17 protein-coding genes are annotated in these 22,045 nt (G+C 64.1%); 6 read left to right on the top strand and 11 right to left on the bottom strand.

The window, feature by feature from the left end; all coding sequences use genetic code 11:
* Nucleotides 1-2 precede the first annotated feature (2 nt).
* From AAFN84_RS09320 to AAFN84_RS09310, 3 genes are all read right to left on the bottom strand, one after another.
* A complete protein-coding gene (locus AAFN84_RS09320) occupies nt 3-986 on the bottom strand; it encodes an ABC transporter permease (RefSeq protein ID WP_347514280.1) in 984 nt (327 codons plus the stop codon).
* Between the two features lie 164 nt (nt 987-1,150).
* Nucleotides 1,151-2,725: an ABC transporter substrate-binding protein gene (locus AAFN84_RS09315; protein ID WP_347514279.1), complete on the bottom strand. Its 1,575-nt coding sequence runs from the start codon at nt 2,723-2,725 to the stop codon at nt 1,151-1,153.
* A gap of 362 nt (nt 2,726-3,087) precedes the next feature.
* Nucleotides 3,088-3,630 carry a TetR/AcrR family transcriptional regulator gene (locus AAFN84_RS09310; RefSeq protein ID WP_347514278.1) on the bottom strand — a complete coding sequence of 181 codons (543 nt, stop codon included), beginning with the start codon at nt 3,628-3,630 and terminating at the stop codon, nt 3,088-3,090.
* Between the two features lie 139 nt (nt 3,631-3,769).
* Here AAFN84_RS09310 and AAFN84_RS09305 point away from each other — a divergent pair, with 139 nt between their 5' ends.
* Together AAFN84_RS09305 and AAFN84_RS09300 are read left to right on the top strand one after the other, a co-directional pair.
* On the top strand, nt 3,770-4,894 hold the full coding sequence (locus AAFN84_RS09305; RefSeq protein ID WP_347514277.1) for an efflux RND transporter periplasmic adaptor subunit: 1,125 nt from the start codon (nt 3,770-3,772) through the stop codon (nt 4,892-4,894).
* Nucleotides 4,891-7,971: an efflux RND transporter permease subunit gene (locus AAFN84_RS09300; RefSeq protein ID WP_347514276.1), complete on the top strand. Its 3,081-nt coding sequence runs from the start codon at nt 4,891-4,893 to the stop codon at nt 7,969-7,971. Before AAFN84_RS09305 ends, AAFN84_RS09300 begins: the two co-directional genes overlap by 4 nt.
* Before the next feature lie 78 nt (nt 7,972-8,049).
* Here AAFN84_RS09300 and AAFN84_RS09295 read toward each other — a convergent pair whose 3' ends face one another.
* The 5 genes from AAFN84_RS09295 to proC form a co-directional block, all read right to left on the bottom strand.
* On the bottom strand, nt 8,050-9,114 hold the full coding sequence (locus AAFN84_RS09295) for a TRAP transporter substrate-binding protein (RefSeq protein ID WP_347514275.1): 1,065 nt from the start codon (nt 9,112-9,114) through the stop codon (nt 8,050-8,052).
* Between the two features lie 103 nt (nt 9,115-9,217).
* Nucleotides 9,218-10,543, bottom strand: coding sequence for a TRAP transporter large permease subunit (locus tag AAFN84_RS09290; RefSeq protein ID WP_347514274.1), 1,326 nt, complete (start codon nt 10,541-10,543; stop codon nt 9,218-9,220).
* Entirely contained in the window at nt 10,540-11,052 is a 513-nt protein-coding gene (locus AAFN84_RS09285) for a TRAP transporter small permease subunit (protein ID WP_347514273.1), read from the bottom strand. The genes AAFN84_RS09290 and AAFN84_RS09285 overlap by 4 nt, the downstream gene beginning before the upstream one ends.
* 115 nt (nt 11,053-11,167) lie before the next feature.
* Complete coding sequence (locus AAFN84_RS09280) at nt 11,168-12,085, bottom strand: methyl-accepting chemotaxis protein (protein ID WP_347514272.1); 918 nt, start codon at nt 12,083-12,085, stop codon at nt 11,168-11,170.
* Nucleotides 12,086-12,166: 81 nt separating this feature from the next.
* Entirely contained in the window at nt 12,167-12,976 is an 810-nt protein-coding gene (proC, locus tag AAFN84_RS09275; protein WP_347514271.1) for a pyrroline-5-carboxylate reductase, read from the bottom strand.
* Nucleotides 12,977-13,169: 193 nt separating this feature from the next.
* Here proC and AAFN84_RS09270 point away from each other — a divergent pair, with 193 nt between their 5' ends.
* The 3 genes from AAFN84_RS09270 to AAFN84_RS09260 all read left to right on the top strand — a co-directional run bounded on the left by AAFN84_RS09270 (nt 13,170) and on the right by AAFN84_RS09260 (nt 17,132).
* Nucleotides 13,170-15,101 carry a hypothetical protein gene (locus tag AAFN84_RS09270; protein WP_347514270.1) on the top strand — a complete coding sequence of 644 codons (1,932 nt, stop codon included), beginning with the start codon at nt 13,170-13,172 and terminating at the stop codon, nt 15,099-15,101.
* 113 nt (nt 15,102-15,214) lie between these two features.
* Nucleotides 15,215-16,111 (top strand): bifunctional methylenetetrahydrofolate dehydrogenase/methenyltetrahydrofolate cyclohydrolase, encoded by an 897-nt coding sequence (locus tag AAFN84_RS09265; protein WP_347514269.1) that lies wholly within the window; start codon nt 15,215-15,217, stop codon nt 16,109-16,111.
* Nucleotides 16,112-16,169: 58 nt separating this feature from the next.
* The gene (locus tag AAFN84_RS09260; protein WP_347514268.1) at nt 16,170-17,132 is read left to right on the top strand and encodes a GlxA family transcriptional regulator; all 963 of its coding nucleotides are present in this window, start codon (nt 16,170-16,172) and stop codon (nt 17,130-17,132) included.
* Nucleotides 17,133-17,184: 52 nt separating this feature from the next.
* Here AAFN84_RS09260 and AAFN84_RS09255 read toward each other — a convergent pair whose 3' ends face one another.
* Both AAFN84_RS09255 and AAFN84_RS09250 read right to left on the bottom strand, forming a co-directional pair.
* Nucleotides 17,185-17,370, bottom strand: coding sequence for a hypothetical protein (locus AAFN84_RS09255; protein ID WP_347514267.1), 186 nt, complete (start codon nt 17,368-17,370; stop codon nt 17,185-17,187).
* 136 nt (nt 17,371-17,506) lie between these two features.
* A complete protein-coding gene (locus AAFN84_RS09250) occupies nt 17,507-18,415 on the bottom strand; it encodes a DMT family transporter (RefSeq protein WP_347514266.1) in 909 nt (302 codons plus the stop codon).
* A gap of 136 nt (nt 18,416-18,551) precedes the next feature.
* Between AAFN84_RS09250 and AAFN84_RS09245 the strand changes: the two genes are divergently transcribed.
* The gene (locus tag AAFN84_RS09245) at nt 18,552-20,207 is read left to right on the top strand and encodes a VWA domain-containing protein (protein ID WP_347514265.1); all 1,656 of its coding nucleotides are present in this window, start codon (nt 18,552-18,554) and stop codon (nt 20,205-20,207) included.
* Nucleotides 20,208-20,215: 8 nt separating this feature from the next.
* On the opposite strand, the gene edd is transcribed toward AAFN84_RS09245, so the two are convergent.
* Entirely contained in the window at nt 20,216-22,042 is a 1,827-nt protein-coding gene (gene edd / locus AAFN84_RS09240; protein WP_347514264.1) for a phosphogluconate dehydratase, read from the bottom strand.
* Nucleotides 22,043-22,045 lie beyond the last annotated feature (3 nt).

Below are 22,045 nucleotides of genomic sequence, written 5' to 3'. Positions count from 1 at the left end.
ACCTATTTCCCCGATCCTGAGGCCTGGATCCGAAGGCGCGGATCGACGGCGTAATAGAGGATGTCGACCACCAGGTTGATGACGACGAAGATGAAGGCGATGAACATCAGGTATGCGGCCATCACGGGCACATCGACCACCTGGACCGAGTTGATGAACAGCGAGCCGACGCCGGGCCACTGGAACACCGTCTCCGTGACGATCGCGAAGGCGATCACGGAGCCGAGCTGCAGGCCGGTGATGGTGATGACCGGCACCAGCGTGTTTTTGAGCGCATGGCCGAAATTGATCGAACGCTGAGAAAGGCCGCGTGCACGCGCAAAGCGGATATAGTCCTGCCGCAGCACCTCGAGCATCTCGGCGCGTACAAGGCGCATGATCAGCGTGAGCTGGAACAGCGACAGGGTGATCGCCGGCAGGATCAGCGAGCGCAGCCCGGATTCCGTCAGCAGGCCGGTTCGCCACCAGCCGAGATCGACCACTTCGCCGCGCCCGAATGACGGCAGCCACTGCAGCTCGACCGCAAACACGTAGATCAGCCCGATGCCGATCAGGAAGGTGGGCAGCGACACGCCGACCAGCGACAATGTCATGACGATGGCTGTCATGAAGCTTCGCGGCTTCAGCGCGGAGAATACGCCGAGCGTTATGCCGACCACGAGCGCGATGAGCGCCGACGTGAAGGCAAGCTCGATCGTCGCCGGCAGCCGCGAGATGATGAGCTGGCTCACCGGCTCCTGCAGGCGATAGGAGATGCCGAATTCGCCCTGCACCGCATTGGTGATGAAGCGCGCGAACTGGACGTAGAACGGGTCGTTCAGGCCGAGCCGCTCGCGCAGCGCCTCGATGTCGGAGATGCGTGCTTCCTGGCCGACGAGATTGGCGATCGGATCGCCGACGAACCGGAACAGCATGAACGAGATGAGTGCGACGACCAGCATCACGATGATGGACTGGGCAAGCCGCCGTAGGATGAAGGCTAGCATGGTTTTGGTCCCCGGATGGACGCGGCGCGCCGAATGCACGGTAGGCGGATGGGGGCCACGCGGCGCCGCCGCGCGGGCCGGATGGATATCCGCTGCAAGATGCTATCGAAAAAGGCCCGCCGCGTGAATGCCACGCAGCGGGCCGGTATCTGCGCCGTCTCCGATCAGTCGAAGGTGACGGTGTTCATCATTGGCTGGTTCTCGGGGTGAACCGCCAGGTTGATGTTGTCCTTCATGGCGTATGCCAGGACCTGGTTGTGGATCGGCAGAAGAACGCGGTCCGCCTTCACCACTTCCCAGATCTCGGCGATGGTCGCGTCACGCGCTTCCAGGTCGGTCTGCGTGCCAAGCGAGCGGATCTTCTCGTCCAGCTCGGGGTTGGTGTACAGGCCGATGTTGTAGGCGCCGTAATTGCCGTCCTTGGTGTGGACCAGATCGTTGAAGATATAGGCCGAATCGAAGGTCGGAACGCCCCAGCCGAGCAGGTAGAAGTCAGTGTCGGAGTTCAGGATCAGCGGCGAATGCTGGGCGATCGGGCGCGACGCCAGCGTGACCTTGATGCCGATCTGGCCGAGCATGCCGACAACTGCCTGGCTGATCGCCTCGTCGTTGACGTAGCGGTCGTTCGGTGTGTCGAGCGTGACGGAGAAGCCATCCGGATAGCCGGCTTCGGCGAGAAGCGCCTTGGCCTTCTCCACGTCTGTTGCCGGGTAGGCGTCCAGTTCGGGGGTCCAGCCATTGACGAAGGGCGGGGTAGCGATGCCGGTGGGAACCGACTGGCCGCGCATCACGACGCGCTGGATCGCCTCACGGTCGATCGCAAGCTCCATCGCTTCACGGACCTTGGCATCGTTGAAGGGGTTCTTGTCGGTGACGTCGGACGACTTCAACGGCTCATCGCCGAACTTGTAGCCGAAATAGATGACGCGGTTCTCGGGGCCGGTCTCGATCTTGACGCCGTCGGTCGCCGAGAGGCGGTCGATGTCCTGCACCGGCACGTCCTGGACGATGTCGACTTCGCCCGACAGGAGGGCTGCGACGCGGGTCGCCGCTTCCTTGATCGGCAGGTAGATGATCTCGGTGACCGCCGGCGCGTTCTCCGCCCAGTGATCCTCGAACGCGGTGAGGACCGAGCGGACGTCGGGCTCGCGGCTCGCCAGAACGTAGGGGCCGGTGCCGTTGGCGTTGCGCACGGCGTAGTTGTCTTCGCCGGCGCCGAAATCCTGGACCTCGACCACGTCGTTTTCTTCCGACCAGCCCTTGTCCATCATGAACGTGTTGGTGACGTTGTTCGGATAGAGCGGCGACGGGCCCTTCATCTGGACTTCGACAGTGTGGTCGTCGACGGCCGAGACGCTTTCCACGTCGGCGTGCAACTGGCGCATGTTCGACTTTTCCGAACGCGCGCGGTCAAGCGAGAACACCACGTCCTCGGCCGTGAAGTCCTCGCCGCCGTGGAACTTGACGCCCTCGCGCAGCTTGAAGACCCACACCGTATCGTCGCCTTCCTTGATCGACCATTCGGTCGCCAGGCGCGGCGTGAGGTTGCCCTCGCTGTCGCGATCCATCAGCGTTTCGTAGATGTGGTGGTTGAAATTGTGGGTGACGCCCTGGTTCTGCGAATGCGGATCAAGGGTCAGCGCATCCGAGCCGCGCGCCCAGCGGACGGTTTCGGCCGACGCCGGCGATACCGCCGCGCCGATTGCAAGGATGCTCGCCGTAAGAAGAAGTGTACGCATGATTGCTCCCAAACTTTATCGTTTGTTGTTTGATGTTCCCCGTGACGCAACAAGGCGACCCACGATTGAGGCGTACCATAGGGGAGGGCATCGCGTTTGAAAAGCGGCCTTTTGCGGTTCGCATAAATGCAGGTGTAAAGCGAGCAATCGCTTGATTTTATGGAATTATTTGTCGCGGAGCGGCGCTTTGGGGGAGGTTTTCCGGCAGCTTTCCCAACGTCAACTCGCGTCCGCCACCCACATAATCCTTCAATCTTGAAACAATCAGTCTAAAACGCGCCGATTCAAGACATTTCGTTTCAGTTGTGGAACGTCTTGAGAAACGTCAAGTGCAACTCCAATTTGTAAAGGAAGCACGTGAATCAGAGCAGCATCTCTGCAAGTTTTTTGGTGACCGCCTCGAACTCCGCCTCGTCGACCGTGTCGGTCGCCAGGAGTTCCATCGATTTCAGGCCCTGCAGGCACAGGAAGACAATCACCGCGACGGTCGGGTCGCTGGCAGTCTGTTTCATGCGATCGAGCAGGATGCGCTGATGCCGGCGCACGGGATCGAGGAGATCGGGGTTTTCGGCAAGCGCGGCGAGCACGCCGGCCGGCGGCCTCAGGTTGCAGTCATGCTCGCGCAGGAAAAGGTCAAGATAGGCCCGGGCGGTGCTGTTCGCCGTATGCGCTTCTTCCCTTTCGCGCTCCGCGAGATCGGCATCGAAGCGCTCGACGAACGTCTCGACCAGCGCCTGCAGCAATCTGGCCTTGCTTGGAAAATGGTACAGCAACCCGCCCTTGGAGACGCCGGCACGGGCGGCGACGGCGTCGAGCGACATGTTGTTGGGCCCCGCCTCCCAGGCAAGCTCCTCCGCGGCCTGGATGACCTTTTCGCGCGCGCCGCCTTTAACTTTATCCGACATGGATCTCGCCCGGTTTATTGACATTACCGTCCAGACGGTACAGTAGGGGTTCCACAACAGCAATCCGGATGCATGGAGATTTTGAGATTCTCCCTGCAGCGGGTATCAATTGCGTTTTCACGTCCGGGAATGTCGAAGAATGATCAAGCGTTTCATCATCGCCATCGTCCTGCTTGCGATTCTCGTGGGCGGCATCGTCGGCTTCAACATGTTCCGGGACCAGGCGATCGATGACTTCTTCGCCAACATGCCCGTGGCCAATGTCACCGTGTCGGTAACGGAAGCCGAGGAATCGAGCTGGACGCCATCGATCGAGGCCATCGGTACCGTGAACGCATCCGAGGGCGTCGACCTGACGGTCGAGACGACCGGCATCGTGCGCGAGGTCAACTTCACTTCGAACCAGGAGGTCGAACAGGGCGAACTTCTGCTGCAGCTCGACGACGTCATCCAGCAGGCCGATCTCGAGGTGAGCCGTACCCAGGCGGAACTGGATCGCCAGACGCTGGAACGGACCCAGGAGCTTCAGCAGCGCGGGGTCGGTTCGAACGTCTCCCTTGAAACCGCCCAGGCGGCGGTCTCCGTCTCTTCCGCGCAGGTGAAGCGCAATGAAGCCGTCGTGGCGCAGAAGCAGCTCAGGGCACCCTTTGCCGGAACGCTCGGCATTCCGCGCGTCGATCCCGGCCAGTATATCCAGCCCGGCACGGTGGTCGCGACGCTGCAGGCCCTCGACACGATGCGTGCCGACTTCACTGTTCCCGAACAGCAGCTCGCGTCGATCAGCATCGGCCAGCCGATCAGCCTCGGTCTGGGCGGCGAAGAATTCGCGTTCTCGGGCGAGGTCGTCGGCATCGATCCGAAGATCGATCCCGCCAGCCGGCTTGCCTCGGTTCGCGCCCAGATCGCCAATCCGGAAGGCGAGCTGACGCCGGGCCAGTTCGTGCAGATCCAGGTGGAGATGCCGGAGGAAGAAGGCGTCATCGCGTTGCCCCAGACCACGGTCGTCACCAGCCTTTACGGCGACTATGTCTATGTCGTGCAGCCGCGCGAGAGCGAGGATACGGACGCCGAGGAGCAGCTCGAAGTGCGTCAGGTCTTCGTGCAGGTCGGCCGCAGGTCCGGCGACAGGGTGGAGATCGTCTCAGGCGTCTCGGCGGGCGACCGTGTCGTGAATGCCGGGCAGAACCGGCTCAACAACGGCACACCGGTCGTCATCGACAATACCGTTGATCCAACAGCGTCCACGCAGGCTGCCGACCAATGAGTTTTTCCGACATATTCATTCGCAGGCCGGTCCTTTCGACCGTTCTGGCGCTGCTGATCCTGCTCCTCGGGTTCCAGGGCCTGTTCAATCTCCAGGTGCGCCAGTACCCGGAGGTCGAGGAAACCGTGATCACGATCACGACGACGTATCCCGGCGCCAATGCGGAGCTGATCCAGGGGTTCATCACCGCGCCGATATCGGCTGCCGTGTCGACGACCGAAAACATCAACTACGTCACCTCGCAGAGCCGCCCATCGGCGAGCGTCGTGACGGTGCAGATGCAGCTCGGCTCCAACCCCGACGTTGCGCTGACCGAAGTGATGTCGAAGGTCCAGCAGGTGCGCGGGCAGCTTCCCTCGGATTCCGAGGACCCGATCATCGTCAAGGGCACGGGCATGCAGTTCGCCACGATGTATCTTGCGATGCAGAACCCGAACATGTCGCCTGAGCAGCTCACCGAATACATTGAGCGCGTCATCCGCCCCCGCATGTCCACCATCGAGGGCGTGGCGGAAGTGCAGATCATGGGAGCGGCCAACTATTCGATGCGCGTCTGGATCGATCCGATCCGGCTGGCGGCGCGTGGCCTCACCGCGACCGAAGTGCTGGCCGGTATCAATGCATCGAATTTCCTTGCCGCGCCCGGCAAGACGAAGAACGACTACGTCGCCTATTCGATAACGATGGATTCCACCCTGCAGACGCCGGAAGCGTTCGGCGCGCTGCCGCTTCGCGCGTCCGGCGACGAGGTCGTGCGTCTGCGCGATGTTGCGTCGGTCGAACTGGCTGCAGAGAGCACCGACATGGTGGTCAATTTCAATGGCCAGCCGGGCACATTCATTGGCATCTTCCCGACACCGTCCGCCAACCCGCTGACGACGGCTGCCGCCGTGACCGAGGAGTTGCCCGCGATCCAGGACAGCCTTCCCGACGGCATGACGATCACCAAGATGTTCGACGCCACGGAATCGATCAGCGCGTCGATCGAGGAGGTGTTCAAGACCATCGCCGAGGCCGTCGCCATCGTGGTCGTCGTCATCCTGCTGTTCCTTGGCTCGTTCCGTTCGGTGCTGATGCCGATCGTCACCATCCCGCTGTCGCTGATCGGCGTCTGCTTCTTCCTGTTCCTGCTCGGCTATTCGATCAATCTGCTGTCGCTGCTCGCCATGGTGCTTGCGATCGGCCTCGTGGTCGATGACGCCATCGTGGTCGTGGAGAACATCCACCGCCATATCGAGGATGGCATGACGCCCCGGCAGGCGTCGTTCGTCGGCATGTCGGAAATTACCGGGCCGGTGGTCGCGATGACGGTCACGCTCGCCGCCGTTTTCGCGCCGCTTGCCTTTACCGGCGGCCTGACCGGCTCGCTGTTCCGGGAATTCGCGCTCACCCTTGCCGGCGCGGTCGTGATTTCCGGCATCGTGGCGTTGACCATCACCCCGATGATGGCGGCACGCGTGCTCAAGCGCGGTGGCCACAGCCGGTTCCAGATGTGGATCGACCGCAGCTTTGACCGCTTGTCCGGCGGCTATGAGCGCCTCGTTTCCGGGTCGCTGAAGTACAGGCCTGTAACGCTGCTCGTGGTGCTGGTGCTGATCGGAATGACTGGCTTCATGTTCCTCAACACCTCGTCGGAACTGGCTCCGGAAGAAGACGAGGGGGCATTGTTCTCGCTCGTCACCGCGCCGCCCTACGCGACGACGGACTACACCCGCACCTACACCGACCAGATGCGCGAGCTGACCAAGGACATTCCCGAACTCGACGCCAATTTCTCGATCGTCGGTTTTGGCGGCGCCACCAATTCGGGCATCGCGCTGTGGGCGTTCAAGGACTGGTCGGAGCGCGACCGCTCGCAAAGCGAGCTGCAGCAGGACATCCAGCAGCGCCTTTCCAAGATCGCCGGCGTCGAGGCGCTGGTGTTCGCGCCACCGTCGCTGCCGGGTGCCGGCGGCGGCCTGCCGATATCGATGGTCATCCAGTCGACCGGCGATCCAAGCCAGGTCTACGAGGTCGCCGAACAGATTCGCCAGGAAGCGCAGGCGACGGGCCGGTATATCGTGGTTCAGAACTCGCTTTCATTCGATGCCCAGCAGGTGACGATTACGGTCGACCGTGACCGCGCAGCCGCGTTGAACCTGCCGGTTCGCGATGTCGGCACGACGCTGAGCCTGCTCGTCGGCGGTGCGCCAGTGGCGCAGTTCGAGCGCGATTCCAACAGCTACGACATCATCCTCCAGGTGCCGCAGGAATATCGCGACAATCCCGAGCGCCTTGGCGACTTCTTCGTGCGCAGCGCGACCGGTGACATGGTGCCGCTATCCGCCGTCGTGACGATCTCGACCGGCGTGGCCGCAGCAGCGATCGAACAGTTCAACCAGTTGAACTCGGCAACGATCTCCGCGCTGCCGATGATTGGTGTCTCGACGGGCGACGGGCTTGCGCAACTCGAGCAGATCGCCCGCCCGCTGCTGCCGGACGGGTTCTTCATCGATTATTCGGGCCAGTCGCGCCTCGAGGTCGAGGAGGGCAACACAATCGTCATCGCCTTTGCGCTTGCGATCGTGGTGATCTACCTGGTGCTGGCCGCGCAGTTCGAGAGCTTCCGCGATCCGCTGATCATCCTGATGACGGTGCCGCTGTCGATCTTCGGCGCGCTGCTGCCGTTGAACCTCGGTCTCGCAACGTTGAACATCTATACGCAGGTCGGCCTGATCACGCTGATCGGCCTGATCACCAAGCACGGCATCCTGATGGTGGAGTTCGCCAACCAGCAGCGCGAGGAGCATGGGCTCGACCGGTTCCAGGCCATCGTCGCGTCGGCCAAGGTTCGCCTGCGGCCGATCCTGATGACCACCGCGGCGATGTCGCTGGGCGTCGTGCCGCTGATCATCGCGGCCGGCGCGGGTGCTGCGGCGCGTTTCTCGATGGGTCTTGTGATCTTCACCGGCCTCATCGTGGGAACGATGTTCACGCTGTTCGTGGTGCCGATGTTCTATTCCTTCATTGCCCGCAAGGAACTCAAGCACGTGGAGGAAGACCCTCCGGTGGCCAAGGCGGCACCCGCCGCGCACTGAAAAAGGCGCCGCCCTGCGGCAGCGCCTTTGCAACAAGTCTGAAGAGGCCGGGCGGCTCGCGCTGCCCGGCCTTTTTCGTCAGCTATAGCGGTAAGGCGCGCCGGCGCCGCGCATCGTCTCCTGGTACTTCTTCAGGATTTCGACGACCTTCGCGTTGCGTTCGCCGGTTTCGGCGATCTCGTCCCAGAATTTCATCGCCTCGTCCTCCACCGTCTTCCATTCGGCTTCCGGAATGGTGGTCAGTTCCAGCTTGCCGCCGGTCGTGCGGTAGTGGGCCTCGCCCCACCAGTACCAATGCTGGCGATAGTAGTGCGAGGAATCCATCGTGAGCCGGAACAGCGTCTTGAGGTGCTCGGGCACCTCGTTCCATTTGTCGGTGTTGGCGAAGAAGGACCCGGCCCACGCGCCGTTGATGTTGTTGGTGAGGTAGTACTGGTTGATGTCGGCCCAGCCCACCGTATAGGCCTCGGTGGCGCCGCACCAAGCCACGCCGTCGAGTTCGCCGGTCTGCACCGCGACCTCGATGTCTTCCCATGGCAGGGTGACGGGCACGATCCCGAAGCGCTCCATGAAGCGGCCGCCGGTCGGGAAGGTGAAGACCCGCAAACCCTTGAAATCCTCGAGCGAGCGGATCGGCTTCGTGGTGACGAAATTGCACGGATCCCAGGCACCGGCCGACAGCCAGGTGACGCCGGTATCGGCATAGGCCTCTTCCCAGATTTCCTTGAGACCATACCAGTTCCAGAGGACCGGCACGTCCAAACCGTAGCGCGAGGCGAACGGGAAATACGCGCCGAACACCGCAACGTCGACGGGCGAGGCCATGGAATCGTCGTCCGACTGCGCGGCATCGATGGTGCCGGTCTGCACGGCACGGAAAAGTTCGCCCTGCGGCACGAGCTGGTCGGCGGTGAACAGGTCGATCACCATCTCGCCATTGGCAGCGCTGTTGAACGCCTCGATCGCGGGCTGGATGACATGCTCGGCCAAAGAGGCACCGGCATAGGTCTGGAGCCGCCAGCGGATCGGCGACTGTGCCTTGACGTAAGGCGCGGCCAACGTCGTGGCGCCAACGGCGCCTGCCGTCGTGACGCCGGCCCTTTTCAGGAAGTCGCGTTTGGTGATGATGCGTTTGGTGCTCATGTCTGGTCTCCCATTACTGTTGCACTTTCAGTATCCGCCCTCGTCGCCGGATCGTTTCCCCGATTTTGCCGCATCGTTTCTTTCTTGTCGTTGGCCTGTTCGCTCATCTTCCCGTGTAAAGTTGCGGAAGCCACAAGGCGATCTGCGGGAAGACCATGATCAGCACCATAGTTGCGATCATCAGGAAAAAGAACGGCCATATCGAACTGTAGATGTCGGACAGGCTGATCTCGGGCGGCGCCATCGCGCGCATCAGGAACAGGTTGTAGCCGAAGGGCGGCGTGATGTACGCGATCTGGCAGGTGATGGTGTAGAGCACGCCGAACCAGATCGGGTCGAAGCCGAGGCTGCGCACCAGCGGGATGTAGAGCGGCGCGACGATGACGAGCATCGCGGTGTCGTCGAGGAAGATGCCCAGCACCACGAACGACGCCATCATCATGATCAGGATCGTCCAGGGCGACAGGTCCCACGTGTTGAGCAGCAGCGCCTCGATGGCGCGCACCGCGCCCAGCCCGTCATAGACCGAGGAGAAGCACAGGGCGCCCAGGATGATCCACAGGAACATGCACGACACGCCGAGCGTGTTTCGCGTGGTCTCCTCCAGCACCTTTGAATTCAGCCGCCCGGTGAAGAGCGCGGCGAGCGTGGCAAGCAGGGCGCCGATCACCGAGCTTTCGACGAGGCTGGTCACGCCGGTCATGAACAGGCTCATGATGGCGCCGAAGATGCCCAGCGGCAGAAGGCCCGCCGACAGCAGCCTCAGCTTTTCGGATCGCGTGATGGCTGCGAGTTCTTCGGGCGGAAGTGCTGGTCCCATTTCCGGGTTCCGGCGGCAACGCCACCAGATGTAGATGGTGAACAGCGCGGCCATCAGCAGGCCGGGCATGATACCGGCCAGCCACAATTGCAGCACCGGCTGGCGCGCGATCATGGCATAGAGCACCAGCACCACGCTCGGCGGCAGCAGGATGCCGAGAGACGACCCGCCCTGGATGACGCCTGTGACCATGCGCTTGTCGTAGCCATGCGCCAGCAATTGCGGCAGGGCGACCGTGGCGCCGATCGCCATGCCCGCCACCGACAGGCCGTTCATGCACGCGATGAGCACCATCAGGCCGATCGTGCCGATGGCCAGGCCGCCGCGCAGCCCGCCGAACCAGACGTGGAACATGCGGTAGAGATTGGCGGCGATGCCGGATTCCGACAGCATGTATCCCATGAACACGAAGAACGGCACCGTGATCAGTGGGAACCAGTTCATCACCTGGATCGTGGCATTGAACGGCAGTTCGGCCGACCCCTGGCCCCAGAGCCACAAGCCGAACGCCGCGCCGACGAACCCGATGACCCCGAACACGCGCTGCCCCGTCGCCATCAGCAGCAGCATCGAGGTGAACATGAACAGGGTGATGAGTTCGGAACTCATTCAATCGGCTTCCCGCGCGCGATGGCGACGTCCTTGAACAGGGCAGAGATCGCCTGCAGCAGCATCAGGAAGATTCCGAAGGTCATCACGGCCTTCACCGGCCACATCGGCGGCGCCCAGGACGTGTAGTTCTTCTGGTTATAGGACCAGGCATATTCGGTGGACGAGATGCCGCCCCACAAGAGCACGCCGAGGTAGAACATCACGAACAGAATGGTGAAGACATCCGTCGCCGCACGGCGGCGCGCGGAAAGCTGGCTGTAGAACAGATCCATGCGGACATGGGACCCCATTTGCATCGAGTAGGGGCCACCGAGCAGGAAATAGGAGACGAGCAGGAACTGCGACATCTCCATGCTCCAGTTCACCGGAGCGCCGAAAAACAGCCGCGAGCCGATCGCGTAGAGCATCAGGGCTGCCATGACGAAGATGAGCCGCATGGCGAAGCGGCCGACCCAGCGATTGAAGGTGTCCACCCACCGCACGTAGAGCCGTATTGCCTCGCTCACGCGATACGATCCGTCGCTCTGGTTCCCGTCACGCGCATCCCCTTACGTCACTTCACGGCCATCATTTCAGATGGAGGAGGACAGTCAAGGCGCATTGCCGCGCGATGCGGATTTCTCAACGGTGGAGTTTGAGAGCCGTTGCTCCGAGCGAGACGGGAAAAGCGGCGGCCGGCAAACCTTGGTCTTGAACCGGTTTCGCGACCGGCGCGCCGCGAGGCTGCTCGACGCCGGCGAGAACGAACAGGCGCTCGGCTTCGCGCGCCAGCCCGCGGCCGAGTTCATCGAATCGGGCGGCGGCGGCCCGGTTGCGGTGGGTGGCGATCACGACACCGTCCAGCGTGTGCCGCGCGAGGCGCAACGCCTCGGCGGGGTCGCGCCGTGCGCCGATGTCGATTGCCCTCAAGTCGGCATCGAGCCGCTCCGACAGTTTTGTCGCGCGGCGCGACAGTTCGTCGGCGGCCTCGCCGATGGCGCGCGCGCGGCCTGAAAGCCGTCCTCCCGTATCCGCCAGCCCGCCGAACGCCGCCTCGAGCGCCTCCATCGAGCCGTTGAAGTCGTTGCGGAAGCCGCGATAGGGCTCCGGCAGGTCCACGGTGATGCGCGCGGCGAGATCGCCTTCGGCCAATCGCTTGATCGCGTTGCCGAGCAGGCGGGCAACGGCGGCGTGCGCCTTGGCGACCTTGTGCCTATCGCCGAGTGTGGCACGGCAGCTTTGCAGGGCGGCAACGAGTTCGCCGGCCTCCGCCGAGGATGCGGGTACCGACGTGGTGAAATCCTGCCTTTCGAGCCGCACGACGGCCTGCGCGATCGACGAAAGTTCCGCGCGCACCGCAAGCCGCGCGGTCGCCCACGAGACCAAACCGGCAAGTAGCGACGCAAGCACGATAGCAACCGCCAGGGCGGTGAACGAGCCGGGGGCGATTTCGATGACGAGCACCACGAGACCCGACGCCGCCGCGCCCGCCGCGGCGGCGGCGACGGCCACCGCTGTGGACGGAGACAGGCGTCTCTTCCCCTCGTGAGTTGCGTTCATGTCGATCAGCCTGCGTGCCGGACGCTTCTATGGTCGCCGCAGCTTACCGGAGCAAGCTTGCACGAAGTTTGCGCCGCGGTGCTACTTGCCGAGCTCCACCGAGCGCTTCCTGGCGGCTTCGACGGCTTCAACTACAAGAGTCTTGAGCCGATCGTCGCCCATCAACACGTTCAGCGCAGCAGCCGTCGTGCCGTTGGGGCTGGTGACCTGACGGCGCAGTTCGCCGGGGGCGTCCGGGCTCTCGGCGGCAAGCGAAGCTGCGCCAAAGACGGTCTGCATGGCGAGCAGCTTGGCGGTGTCCTCCGGCAGGCCCGCCTGCTTTCCGGCCTCCGTGAGGCATTCGATGAAATGGAAGACATAGGCCGGGCCCGAGCCCGAAACGGCCGTCACCGCGTCCATCAGGCTTTCGTCGTCGATGGTGGTCACCGCGCCGCTGGCCGATAGCAGATCCAGTACGACGGTCTTCGTCTCGCTGGCGACCCTGTCGTTGGAGACGACCACCATCATGCCCTTGCCGATCGCCGCCGGCGTGTTGGGCATGACGCGCATGACGGGAACGTCGCCGAGAGCTTTCTCGAACGCGGCAATCGGCGTGCCGGCCGCGACGCTGAGATAAGTGGCGGTGCCTCCAAAGCGCTTATAGGCGGGCACGATGTCGAGAATCACCTGTGGCTTGACCGCGAACAGCACGAGCGCGGGCGCGGCATCCGGTGGAAGATCGGCCGAATCGGAAAGCGCGCCGACCCCGAGCGCGCCTGCGCGCGTGCGCAACGCCTCGGCCGGCTCCACCACGATCACCTCGTCGCGCGCAAGCCGTCCGGACGAGATCCAGCCCGCCAGCATCGCGTATCCCATGTTGCCGCAGCCCACGAGCACCATCTTGACCGCCATCGTCACCTCCACGCTTTCCGGGGCATCCCGGGAAAAATCATGTCGACGGGTTTAGGTCGCGCGGGGCGATTGATCAATGCGGTCATCTACCCGTTTGTGGCGAGTGGATTAACCTTTTGTTTCCTATCCCTGTTTAGGTTGACTTAACCATTCACCCCGGTCGAGAGCCTCACGCGTCAACCTGCAGGCATTCATGTCCAGCCGTCTCGAATACCCGATACCCGATCGTGCGCCATCGCTGTTGTCGATGGTGGGCGTCGAGCAGTACGCTGATACGGCGCCCGCGCCGAATGAGCACGAAACCGCACCCATCGAAGAGCAGGGCGGCGGTTTGCGCATCGTCACTGGCCTGACGGTGGCGGGCGCCGTGTTGGGCGCGGCGCTGACCTTTGCCTGGCCACAGACATATGTCGCGACCAGCGAACTTCTGATCGACCCCAACGCGATGCAACTGGCGAGCGTGGCTTCGACGGATGCGTCGCTGGCCGTGGTCGAGAACCAGCTTCGCATGCTGCGCTCGGGCGTGACGCTGAACGCAGCCGTCGATCGACTGAACCTTTCCGCCGACCCGGAATTCAACGGCGATGCGGCCGGTCCTTTCGGGATCACGGGCGCATTGGCGAATTTCGGCGATCTGTTTGCCGGAGACGGTGCGCGCACCGTCGAGCAGCGCCGCCGCCGCGCCGTCGAGAGACTGGCAGCGGCAGTCGAAGCCAGGCGGGAGCCGGCTTCCGCGGTGATCGCCATATCGGTTCGCTCGTCCGATCCGCAAAAGTCGGCAATCATTGCCAATACGATGTCGGGCCTGTTCCTGGACAATGTCGCTGGCGGCTCTGCAGGTGGAGCCGTTGCCGAGGACTTGAGAGCGGAACTCGCAGCCGCCGAACGCGCGGTGGCAAATTTCAGGACCGAAAACGGCCTGCCGAGCGCTGACGAGGCAATAAAGCTCGGCCGTGAACTGGCAGCCGCCCGCGACAGGACAGAGACGCTCACCGCGCAAGCTCAGCTCATGGGTCGCGGCGACCTCGACATGACGGCGACAGGATCGATCCCGACTGATTCGTCACCGAGCCCGCTGGATGCGGCAATCGCCAGGCAGGCCGAGGCCAAGCGTATGGTCGACAACCTGTCCGCCAAGCTGGGGCCGCGCCATCCCGATCTGGTGACCGCGCGGGCCGGCCTCGACGGCGCGGTGCGCGAAGTCGAGTTGCAGAAGCAGCAGATTGCCGCCTCACTCGAGGAGCGGATGCAGCAGGCGAAACAGAAGCAAGACGACATCGCATCGCGGCTTTCAGGTGCGCTTGGAAACGGATCGGCAGGCGAAGAGAAGCTGGCGACGCTGCGTGAACTGGAGCGTGCGGCCGAAGTCAGGCGGGCGGCCTACGAGGACGCGATGAGCACGTCTGATGGCGCCGAAGCGGCTGCCGCCGGACTGCGGGTGCTTTCGCAGGCCGAGGCGCCGATGCAGGCTGCCAGTCCCTCGATGCCGACATTGACCCTGGCCGGCGGGCTGGGTGGCATGCTGGCCGGGCTCGGCTTCGTTGGCTGGCGCCGGGCAGAACGAAATTACGACGAGCAGCCTGTCGAGGGCGGCTCGTATGACGACCCCGAGCATCATCATTACCACCATAGCGAAGCGGTCTGGGAAGCGGATGGGGAAGTCCCGGCCGCCGCCGTTTATCAATCCAAGGAGACAGAAGCCATGTATCCCTACCCACCTCACGCTTCGCCCTCCGCGCAAGCCCAAAATCAAGGCCAGCCGGAGCCGCAACCGATGGGCTACGCACCCGCGCCGCAGCATCCGCAGATGCAGCAACACGCCGCGCCGGGATGGTATCCGCCGGTGCCGGCCGCCAACGACCCCTGGGCACACACGCGCGGCTATGCGCCACAGGTTCCGCCATACTACGCGCAACCGGGCTACGGACATCCGCAGGGTCCAACGGTCGTCTACGTGCCGGTCGCAGCCCATCCTCAGCAGCAATCGCTGCCGCGCCTCGATCACTACGAGCGCGATCGCCACATGGACCGGCGCACCGACGCGGCGATCGAGGAAATCCGCCACAGCCTTCGCGCATTGCGCGAGGCGATCGAGGATTTCGCCGACGATCGCTACGGCACGTAAGCGAGGATCTGCGATTTTCAGGTTTGCGGCATGACAGGGCGCAATGGCGGCATCGCCTTGCGCTCGGATCGCGAGAATGCGATGCGAAACCCGAACAGTGACGGGGGAGAATCATGGCCGAGATCATCGACGGGAAACAGGTTGCGGAAAGCGTCGTCGCGACCGTAGCGGATGCAACGCGCGGACTGGCGGGCAAGGGCGTGCAGCCGGGCCTGGCGGTGGTGATTGTCGGCGAGGACCCGGCAAGCCAGGTCTATGTCGCGTCGAAGTCGAAGAAGGCCAAGGAGTGCGGCTTCCACTCTGTGCAGCACACGCTGCCCGCCGACACGAGCCAGCCTGATCTCGTGGCGCTGATCGAGACGCTCAATGCCGATCCGGCCATCCACGGGATTCTCGTCCAGCTTCCGCTGCCCGACCACATCGACGCCGGCGCCATCATCCAGACGATCGATCCGGAAAAGGATGTCGACGGCTTCACCTTCGTCAATGTCGGCAGGCTCGGGACCGGCGAAGTCGACACCGCCTTCGTGCCCTGCACGCCCGCCGGCTCGATGCTGCTGATCGAGCGTGTCAGGGGAAGCGATCTGTCCGGCCTCAACGCCGTCGTTGTCGGTCGCTCCAACATCGTCGGCAAGCCGATGGCGAACCTGCTTCTGGCCGCCAATTGCACGGTCACCGTTGCCCATTCGCGAACCAAGGACCTTCCGGCGCTGTGCCGCACAGCCGACATCGTGGTGGCGGCGGTCGGCCGCCCCGAGATGGTCAAGGGCGACTGGATCAAGGAAGGTGCAACGGTCATCGACGTCGGCATCAATCGCATACCCGCGCCGGAGAAGGGCGAGGGCAAGACCCGCCTCGTCGGTGACGTCGCCTTTGCGGAAGCAGCAGAAAAGGCGGGCGCGATCACGCCGGTCCCGGGCGGGGTCGGGCCGATGACCATTGCGCTGCTGATGGCCAACACGCTGGTTTCCGCCTGCCGCGTCGCGGGCGTCACCCCGCCGCGCTTCTGAACCGGACGGGCTGCCGGTCCCTTTGCGGCCGGAGCCCGAACCTGTAGAACGGGCCGTCATGACCGATACCGCACAGGCTGGTCGCCAGTTCGCATTCCTGCTGGTGGACAAGTTTTCCATGTTTTCGCTGGCGGCGGCGATCGATACCGTACGTTCCGCCAACCGCCTTCTGGGCCGTGACTTCTACGGCTGGACGACCGTGTCTCCTGACGGCGACACGATGATTGCGTCCAATGGACTGCCGATCAAGGTCGACTATGCGATCAACGATCTGCCTGCGGTGGACATCCTGTTCGTCTGTGCCGGTATGTCCTACGAGTTTCCCGGCAAGTCGAAGGTGCTCGGTGCGCTTCGGTCGCTAGGTCGCCGTGGCGCGGCGCTGGGAGGCCTGTCGGTGGGTTCCTACCTGCTGGCCGAGGCGGGCCAGCTCGAGGGTCATCGCTGCACGATCCACTGGGAAAACAAGGCCGGCTTCAAGGAACGTTTTCCCGAGATCAACTGCACCGGCAACGTCTTCGAGATCGACCGAAAGCGCTATACCTGCGCTGGCGGCACGACGTCGATCGACCTGATGCTGGAGATCATCCGTTCCGATTTCGGCCAGAACCTGGCCAACGAGGTCGCCAACCAGTTCCAGCATGAGCGCATCCGCTCCGCCGACGACCGCCAGCGGGTCGGTCCCGAGCGCGACCTGACGGGCAAGTCGGAGAAGCTGCGCAAGATCGTCGAGCTGATGGCCGACAACCTCGATGAACCGTATTCGGCGGTTCAATTGGCGAAGTCGGCGGGTCTTTCGGTGCGACAGGTGGAACGCCTGTTCCTGCGCCACCTGAACATGACGCCGGGGCGCTATTACATGCGCCTGCGGCTCGAGCGCGCCCGCGAACTCCTGCGCCAGACGAACATGCCGATCCTCGACGTGGCGATCGCGACGGGCTTCACGTCGCATTCGTATTTCGCGCAGAGCTATCGGCTGCTTTTCGGCCGCCCCCCGAGCGAGGAACGGCGCACCACCTACTGAGGCGTCGCTGGGGTGGCGGCGCATGTGGCCGCGCACCCTGCGACGCTCCGCGTCAGTCGGCCGGGTCGATGGTCACTGCCGGCACGTCGATCGTGACCGCATCGCCGCCGCCGCCGAAATCCAGACCGCCAAATACCCAAAGGGCGCCGACGACAAGGACGACTGCGAGAATGATCGCGACGGCCCAGCCGCCGCTGCCGCCGCCGCCGGTGTTGATGACTGTGGGTCCTTCGGACATCGATTTACTCCCTCTCCTGGCATGAAAAATCTCCGCGCCGTGTGGCCACGACGCCGAGCGGGCCTTGCGCCCTTTCAAAATGGGGTCCCAGCGGCAAATGAACGGATTGGAGTGGCGTTGGTTCCGCTGCCGCGTATCAGGTTTCGGGCGGGATAGGCTCCACACGCCGACGTTCGCGATAGACGATGTAGAGGCCGGCAGCCATCGTGATCGCGATGCCAAGCGCTGCAAGACCGTTGGGCAGGTCGGAAAAAACGATCCATCCGATCGCCGTTGCGAACGGAATTTCCAGATACTGGATCGGTGCGAGCGTCGCCGACGGGGCGAAGCGCAGCGACCACGTCATCAGGAGGTGGGCCAGCGTGCCGAGGCAGCCGATGGCGATGAGCAGGAATATCTCGTAACCGTCCGGCGCCTTGAGCCCCAGCCATTCAAAGCCGCTGTCGTGGCCGAGCCAGATTGCGAAGACGACGAAGGGGGTCGCCATGATGCCGCTGATCGCCTGGAGCGCCAGCGGGTCGGCTTCCTTGGCGATATGCCGGCTGACGATCATATAGAACGAGAACACGACGGCGACCACGAGCGGCAGGAAGGCCGGCCAGCCGACATTGGCAAAGCTCGGCTGGACGACCAGAAGCGTGCCGATGAAACCGACGACACAGGCAGCAAGCCGGCGCGGGCCGACTTCTTCGTTGAGCAACCATCGTCCGAGCAGCAGCATGATGAACGGCATGACGAAGGCGATCGCCACTGCGTCGGCCAGTGGCAGATAGCGCAGCGCGGTGAACATCCCGCCGATGCCGATGATGTGCAGCACCGTGCGCAAGGCGGCGATCCGCAGGATGCGAGGGCTCACCGCCAGGCTACGCCCCGTCAGCCAGATGATCGGCAGCAGCAGCAAGGCCTGTGCGGCGAACCGCACCGCGATCAACTGGCCCAGCGGGATGGTTTCGCCAAGCAACTTGGCCACCGCATCACCCAGCGGTGCGATGGCGCAAAATCCGATCATCAGGAGAACGCCAAAGGCCGGCCGGTCTGCAATCATGCGGGGCACGCTAGGCGTGTACCGACAAGGCGGCAATGTGCCAGAGCCGCCGAGGGCTAGTACAACGGGACGACTTGCCTTTGTGGCGCCAGCCTCATAGCTTCCGTTACGTAAGATTCCACGAGGAACCGAGCGGATGAAACATCTGGCGGCAGGCGCGCTTCTGGCGTGGACTTCACTCTTTTCGTCGGTGGAAGTGCAGGCGGCCGACAGGACGATGATCGTGCTTGACGCGTCGGGCTCGATGTGGGGGCAGATCGAAGGCAAGCCGAAACTCGAGATCGCGCGCGAGACGCTGCGCACCGTTCTCCAGACAGTGCCGTCAGACATCGCGCTCGGGTTGATGGCCTACGGTCACCGCGAAAAGGGCAATTGCGCCGACATCGAACTGGTCGTCGAGCCTGCCACGGGCACCGGTACAGCTATTTCGGATGCCGCGGGATCGATGCGCTTCCTCGGCAAGACACCGCTTTCGGAAGCGGTAAAGCGGGCCGCGGAAGCACTGAGATACACCGAAGACAAGGCCACGGTGGTGCTTGTCACCGACGGGATCGAGACCTGCAATGCCGACCCGTGCGCCCTTGGGCTCGAACTGGAACGGTCGGGCGTCGACTTCACCGCCCATGTCGTGGGTTTCGGCCTGTCGCGCGAGGAAGGCAGGGAAGTGGCCTGCCTGGCGGAAAACACCGGCGGACGCTACATCCAGGCGAGTGATGGCCCGGGGCTCAGCGACGCGTTGACCCAGACGGTGGTTGCGGAAGCACCGGCGGGGCCTGCACCCGCGCCGGCGCCTGAACCCGAAGCCGCCGCCGTGTTCAACATCGTGCCGACGGTCGCGCTTTCCGAGGACACGGACGACCTCGGCGACGACGCCGGCAACGCCTATGAAGTCTATCGCGCGACGGCAGACGGGCAACGCGGCGACTATGTCTCGACCGACTACGGTCGCTGGCGCGGCAATCTGGAGCCTGGCGATTACGTTGTCGTGGCGCGTTATGGCCAGGCCGAGGTGGAGCAGACGGTGACGATCAAAGCCGGCGCCGTGGCCAAGCCGCATTTCGTGCTCAATGCCGGCAGGCTGATCATCCGACCGCTGCCGAACGAAGGCGCCGAAGTGCCTGACGGCGCGACGACCGTCGTCGATTATCCCGGCGAGGGCGAGGCGACGATCTATGGCGTTGCCAACGAGGTCTTCCCGGCGGGGGAGCAGATCGTCACGGTGAGCATAGGGAAAGGCGAAGTCACCGAGACCATCGCGCTCGCAGCCGGCGAAACGGTCGAGAGGGACATCGTGATCGGTGTCGGTCGCGTGGTGCTCAACGCATTCTATGTTCCCGGCATGAGGGTCGAAGAGGGTGGCGTCAGCTTCGAGGTTCTCAAGGCGGCCAAGAACATGGACGGAAGCCGCGAAAGCATCAGCTATGGCTACGGGCCGGACAATGGCTACGACCTGCCAGCAGGGGACTACATCGCAGTTGGCAGCATGGGCGAAGCCAGGGCGGAAGCGCCGTTCGCCATCAAGGTCGGTGAGCGCGTCGACGTGGAAATCGTGCTGAACGCCGGCGTCCTTGCGGCAAGCGCACCGGGTGCGAATTCGATCGAGATTCTGAGCGCGGCAAAAGACATCCAGGGCAACAGGAAGAGCGTCAGCTTCGCCTACGGTGAAGCGCACCAGACGACGCTGCCTGCCGGCGACTACGTCGTGGTTCGGGAATTGCCCGACAATGGCGGCCGCGCCGAAGCGCCGGCCACGATCAAGGCCGGCGAGCGCGCCGAGGTCACCGTGCCCTGAAGGCGGACTTAAGCCGCTTCGCCGAATGCGCTTGCGCCGTTCTCGGCGCGGGTTGCCAGGGCACGCATGCCGGCGAAGAGTTCGCGGCCCATGCCGAAGCCGTTGGCGGCCAGGTCGGGCGCAGCGGGGATGCGGCTGGCCAGAACGCCGTCGCCGACCTTGATCTCCAGTGTCCCGGCTTCGGAGTCGAGACGGATGACGTCGCCGTTCTCGATGCGTCCGATCATGCCGCCATCGAGCGCCTCTGGCGTGACGTGGATCGCCGCAGGCACCTTGCCCGATGCGCCGGACATGCGCCCGTCGGTGACCAGCGCCACCTTGAAACCCCGATCCTGCAGCACGCCCAGCACGGTGGTCAGCCGGTGCAGTTCCGGCATGCCATTGGCCTTCGGGCCCTGGAAACGGACCACCGCGACGAAATCGCGGTCGAGTTCGCCGGCCTTGAAGGCGTCGTTCAGTTCTTCCTGGCTGTGGAAGACACGCGCCGGCGCCTCGATGAGCCGTTTCTCCGGCTTGACGGCGGACGTCTTGATGATCGCGGCGCCCAGATTGCCCTTGAGCACCTTGAGGCCGCCACTTTCCTGGAACGGTTTCGTCGCCGGGGTCAGCACCTTGTCGTTGCCGCTGATCGCCGGCGCGGGAATGCGCGCGACCGAGCCGTCGTCGCCCAGATGCGGCTCGATCGTGTAGGGGCGCAGGCCTTCGCCCCACACGGTGCGCACGTCTTCATGCAGGTAGCCCGCATCGAGCAGTTCGCGGATGAGATAGCCCATGCCGCCGGCGGCGTGGAAATGGTTCACGTCGGCAAGGCCGTTGGGATAGACCCGGGCCAGCAGCGGCACGACGTCGGAGAGGTCGGAGATGTCCTGCCAGGTGAGCCGGATGCCGGCTGCCGCTGCCATCGCGATCAGGTGGATCGTGTGGTTGGTGGAGCCGCCCGTGGCGTGCAGCCCGACGACGCCGTTGACGAAGGAACGCTCGTCGATCATGTGCCCGACCGGCGTGAACTCGTTGCCAAGCGCGGTGATCGCCAGCGCCCGTCGCGCAGCTTCGCGGGTCAGCGCGTCGCGCAGCGGCGTGTTCGGGTTGACGAAGGACGCGCCGGGCGTGTGCAGCCCCATGATCTCCATCAGCATCTGGTTGGAGTTGGCCGTACCGTAGAAGGTGCAGGTGCCGGGGCCGTGATAGGATTTCGACTCCGCCTCCAGTAGTTCGGCGCGGCCCACCTTGCCCTCGGCGTAAAGTTGGCGGATGCGCGCCTTCTCGTCATTGGGCAGGCCGGACGTCATCGGACCGGCCGGCACGAAGATCGCCGGCAAGTGCCCGAAGGTCAGCGCTGAAATGACGAGGCCGGGCACGATCTTGTCGCAGACGCCGAGAAAGACGGCCGCGTCGAACATGTTGTGCGACAGCCCGATCGCCGCCGACATGGCGATGACGTCGCGCGAGAAAAGCGACAGTTCCATGCCGGGCTGGCCCTGGGTGACGCCATCGCACATGGCCGGAACGCCACCGGCCACCTGCGCCACGCCACCGGCCTCGCTTGCCGCCTTCTTGATGAGCTGCGGGTAGGTCTCGAAGGGCTGGTGCGCCGAGAGCATGTCGTTGTAGGCCGTAATGATGCCGATGTTCGGCACCCGGTCGGTCGCCAGGCGCTCCTTGTCGACCGGCCCGCAGGCGGCAAAGCCATGGGCAAGGTTGCCACACGACAGGACGGTGCGGTGCGGGCCTTGCGCGATCGCGGCGTCAACCCGCGCGAGATAGGCCTCGCGGCCGGGTTTCGAACGCTCGCGGATGCGCTGGGTAATGGCTTCGATGTCTGATCTGGCTGTCATCTG

Source organism: Mesorhizobium sp. CAU 1741 (assembly GCF_039839275.1).
GTDB lineage: Bacteria > Pseudomonadota > Alphaproteobacteria > Rhizobiales > Rhizobiaceae > Aerobium.
This window is presented reverse-complemented; position numbering and strand designations above follow the sequence as displayed.

What these genes read in the sequence shown, in the direction of transcription:
- AAFN84_RS09290 (WP_347514274.1), bottom strand. Translation starts at nt 10,543, where the DNA reads ATGAGTTCCGAACTCATCACCCTGTTCATGTTCACCTCGATGCTGCTG.
- AAFN84_RS09310 (WP_347514278.1), bottom strand. Translation starts at nt 3,630, where the DNA reads ATGTCGGATAAAGTTAAAGGCGGCGCGCGCGAAAAGGTCATCCAGGCC.
- AAFN84_RS09255 (WP_347514267.1), bottom strand. Translation starts at nt 17,370, where the DNA reads ATGTCCGAAGGACCCACAGTCATCAACACCGGCGGCGGCGGCAGCGGC.
- AAFN84_RS09295 (WP_347514275.1), bottom strand. Translation starts at nt 9,114, where the DNA reads ATGAGCACCAAACGCATCATCACCAAACGCGACTTCCTGAAAAGGGCC.
- edd (WP_347514264.1), bottom strand. Translation starts at nt 22,042, where the DNA reads ATGACAGCCAGATCAGACATCGAAGCCATTACCCAGCGCATCCGCGAG.
- AAFN84_RS09245 (WP_347514265.1), top strand. Translation starts at nt 18,552, where the DNA reads ATGAAACATCTGGCGGCAGGCGCGCTTCTGGCGTGGACTTCACTCTTT.
- AAFN84_RS09305 (WP_347514277.1), top strand. Translation starts at nt 3,770, where the DNA reads ATGATCAAGCGTTTCATCATCGCCATCGTCCTGCTTGCGATTCTCGTG.
- AAFN84_RS09315 (WP_347514279.1), bottom strand. Translation starts at nt 2,725, where the DNA reads ATGCGTACACTTCTTCTTACGGCGAGCATCCTTGCAATCGGCGCGGCG.
- AAFN84_RS09280 (WP_347514272.1), bottom strand. Translation starts at nt 12,085, where the DNA reads ATGAACGCAACTCACGAGGGGAAGAGACGCCTGTCTCCGTCCACAGCG.
- AAFN84_RS09250 (WP_347514266.1), bottom strand. Translation starts at nt 18,415, where the DNA reads ATGATTGCAGACCGGCCGGCCTTTGGCGTTCTCCTGATGATCGGATTT.
- AAFN84_RS09300 (WP_347514276.1), top strand. Translation starts at nt 4,891, where the DNA reads ATGAGTTTTTCCGACATATTCATTCGCAGGCCGGTCCTTTCGACCGTT.
- AAFN84_RS09320 (WP_347514280.1), bottom strand. Translation starts at nt 986, where the DNA reads ATGCTAGCCTTCATCCTACGGCGGCTTGCCCAGTCCATCATCGTGATG.
- proC (WP_347514271.1), bottom strand. Translation starts at nt 12,976, where the DNA reads ATGGCGGTCAAGATGGTGCTCGTGGGCTGCGGCAACATGGGATACGCG.
- AAFN84_RS09270 (WP_347514270.1), top strand. Translation starts at nt 13,170, where the DNA reads ATGTCCAGCCGTCTCGAATACCCGATACCCGATCGTGCGCCATCGCTG.
- AAFN84_RS09260 (WP_347514268.1), top strand. Translation starts at nt 16,170, where the DNA reads ATGACCGATACCGCACAGGCTGGTCGCCAGTTCGCATTCCTGCTGGTG.
- AAFN84_RS09265 (WP_347514269.1), top strand. Translation starts at nt 15,215, where the DNA reads ATGGCCGAGATCATCGACGGGAAACAGGTTGCGGAAAGCGTCGTCGCG.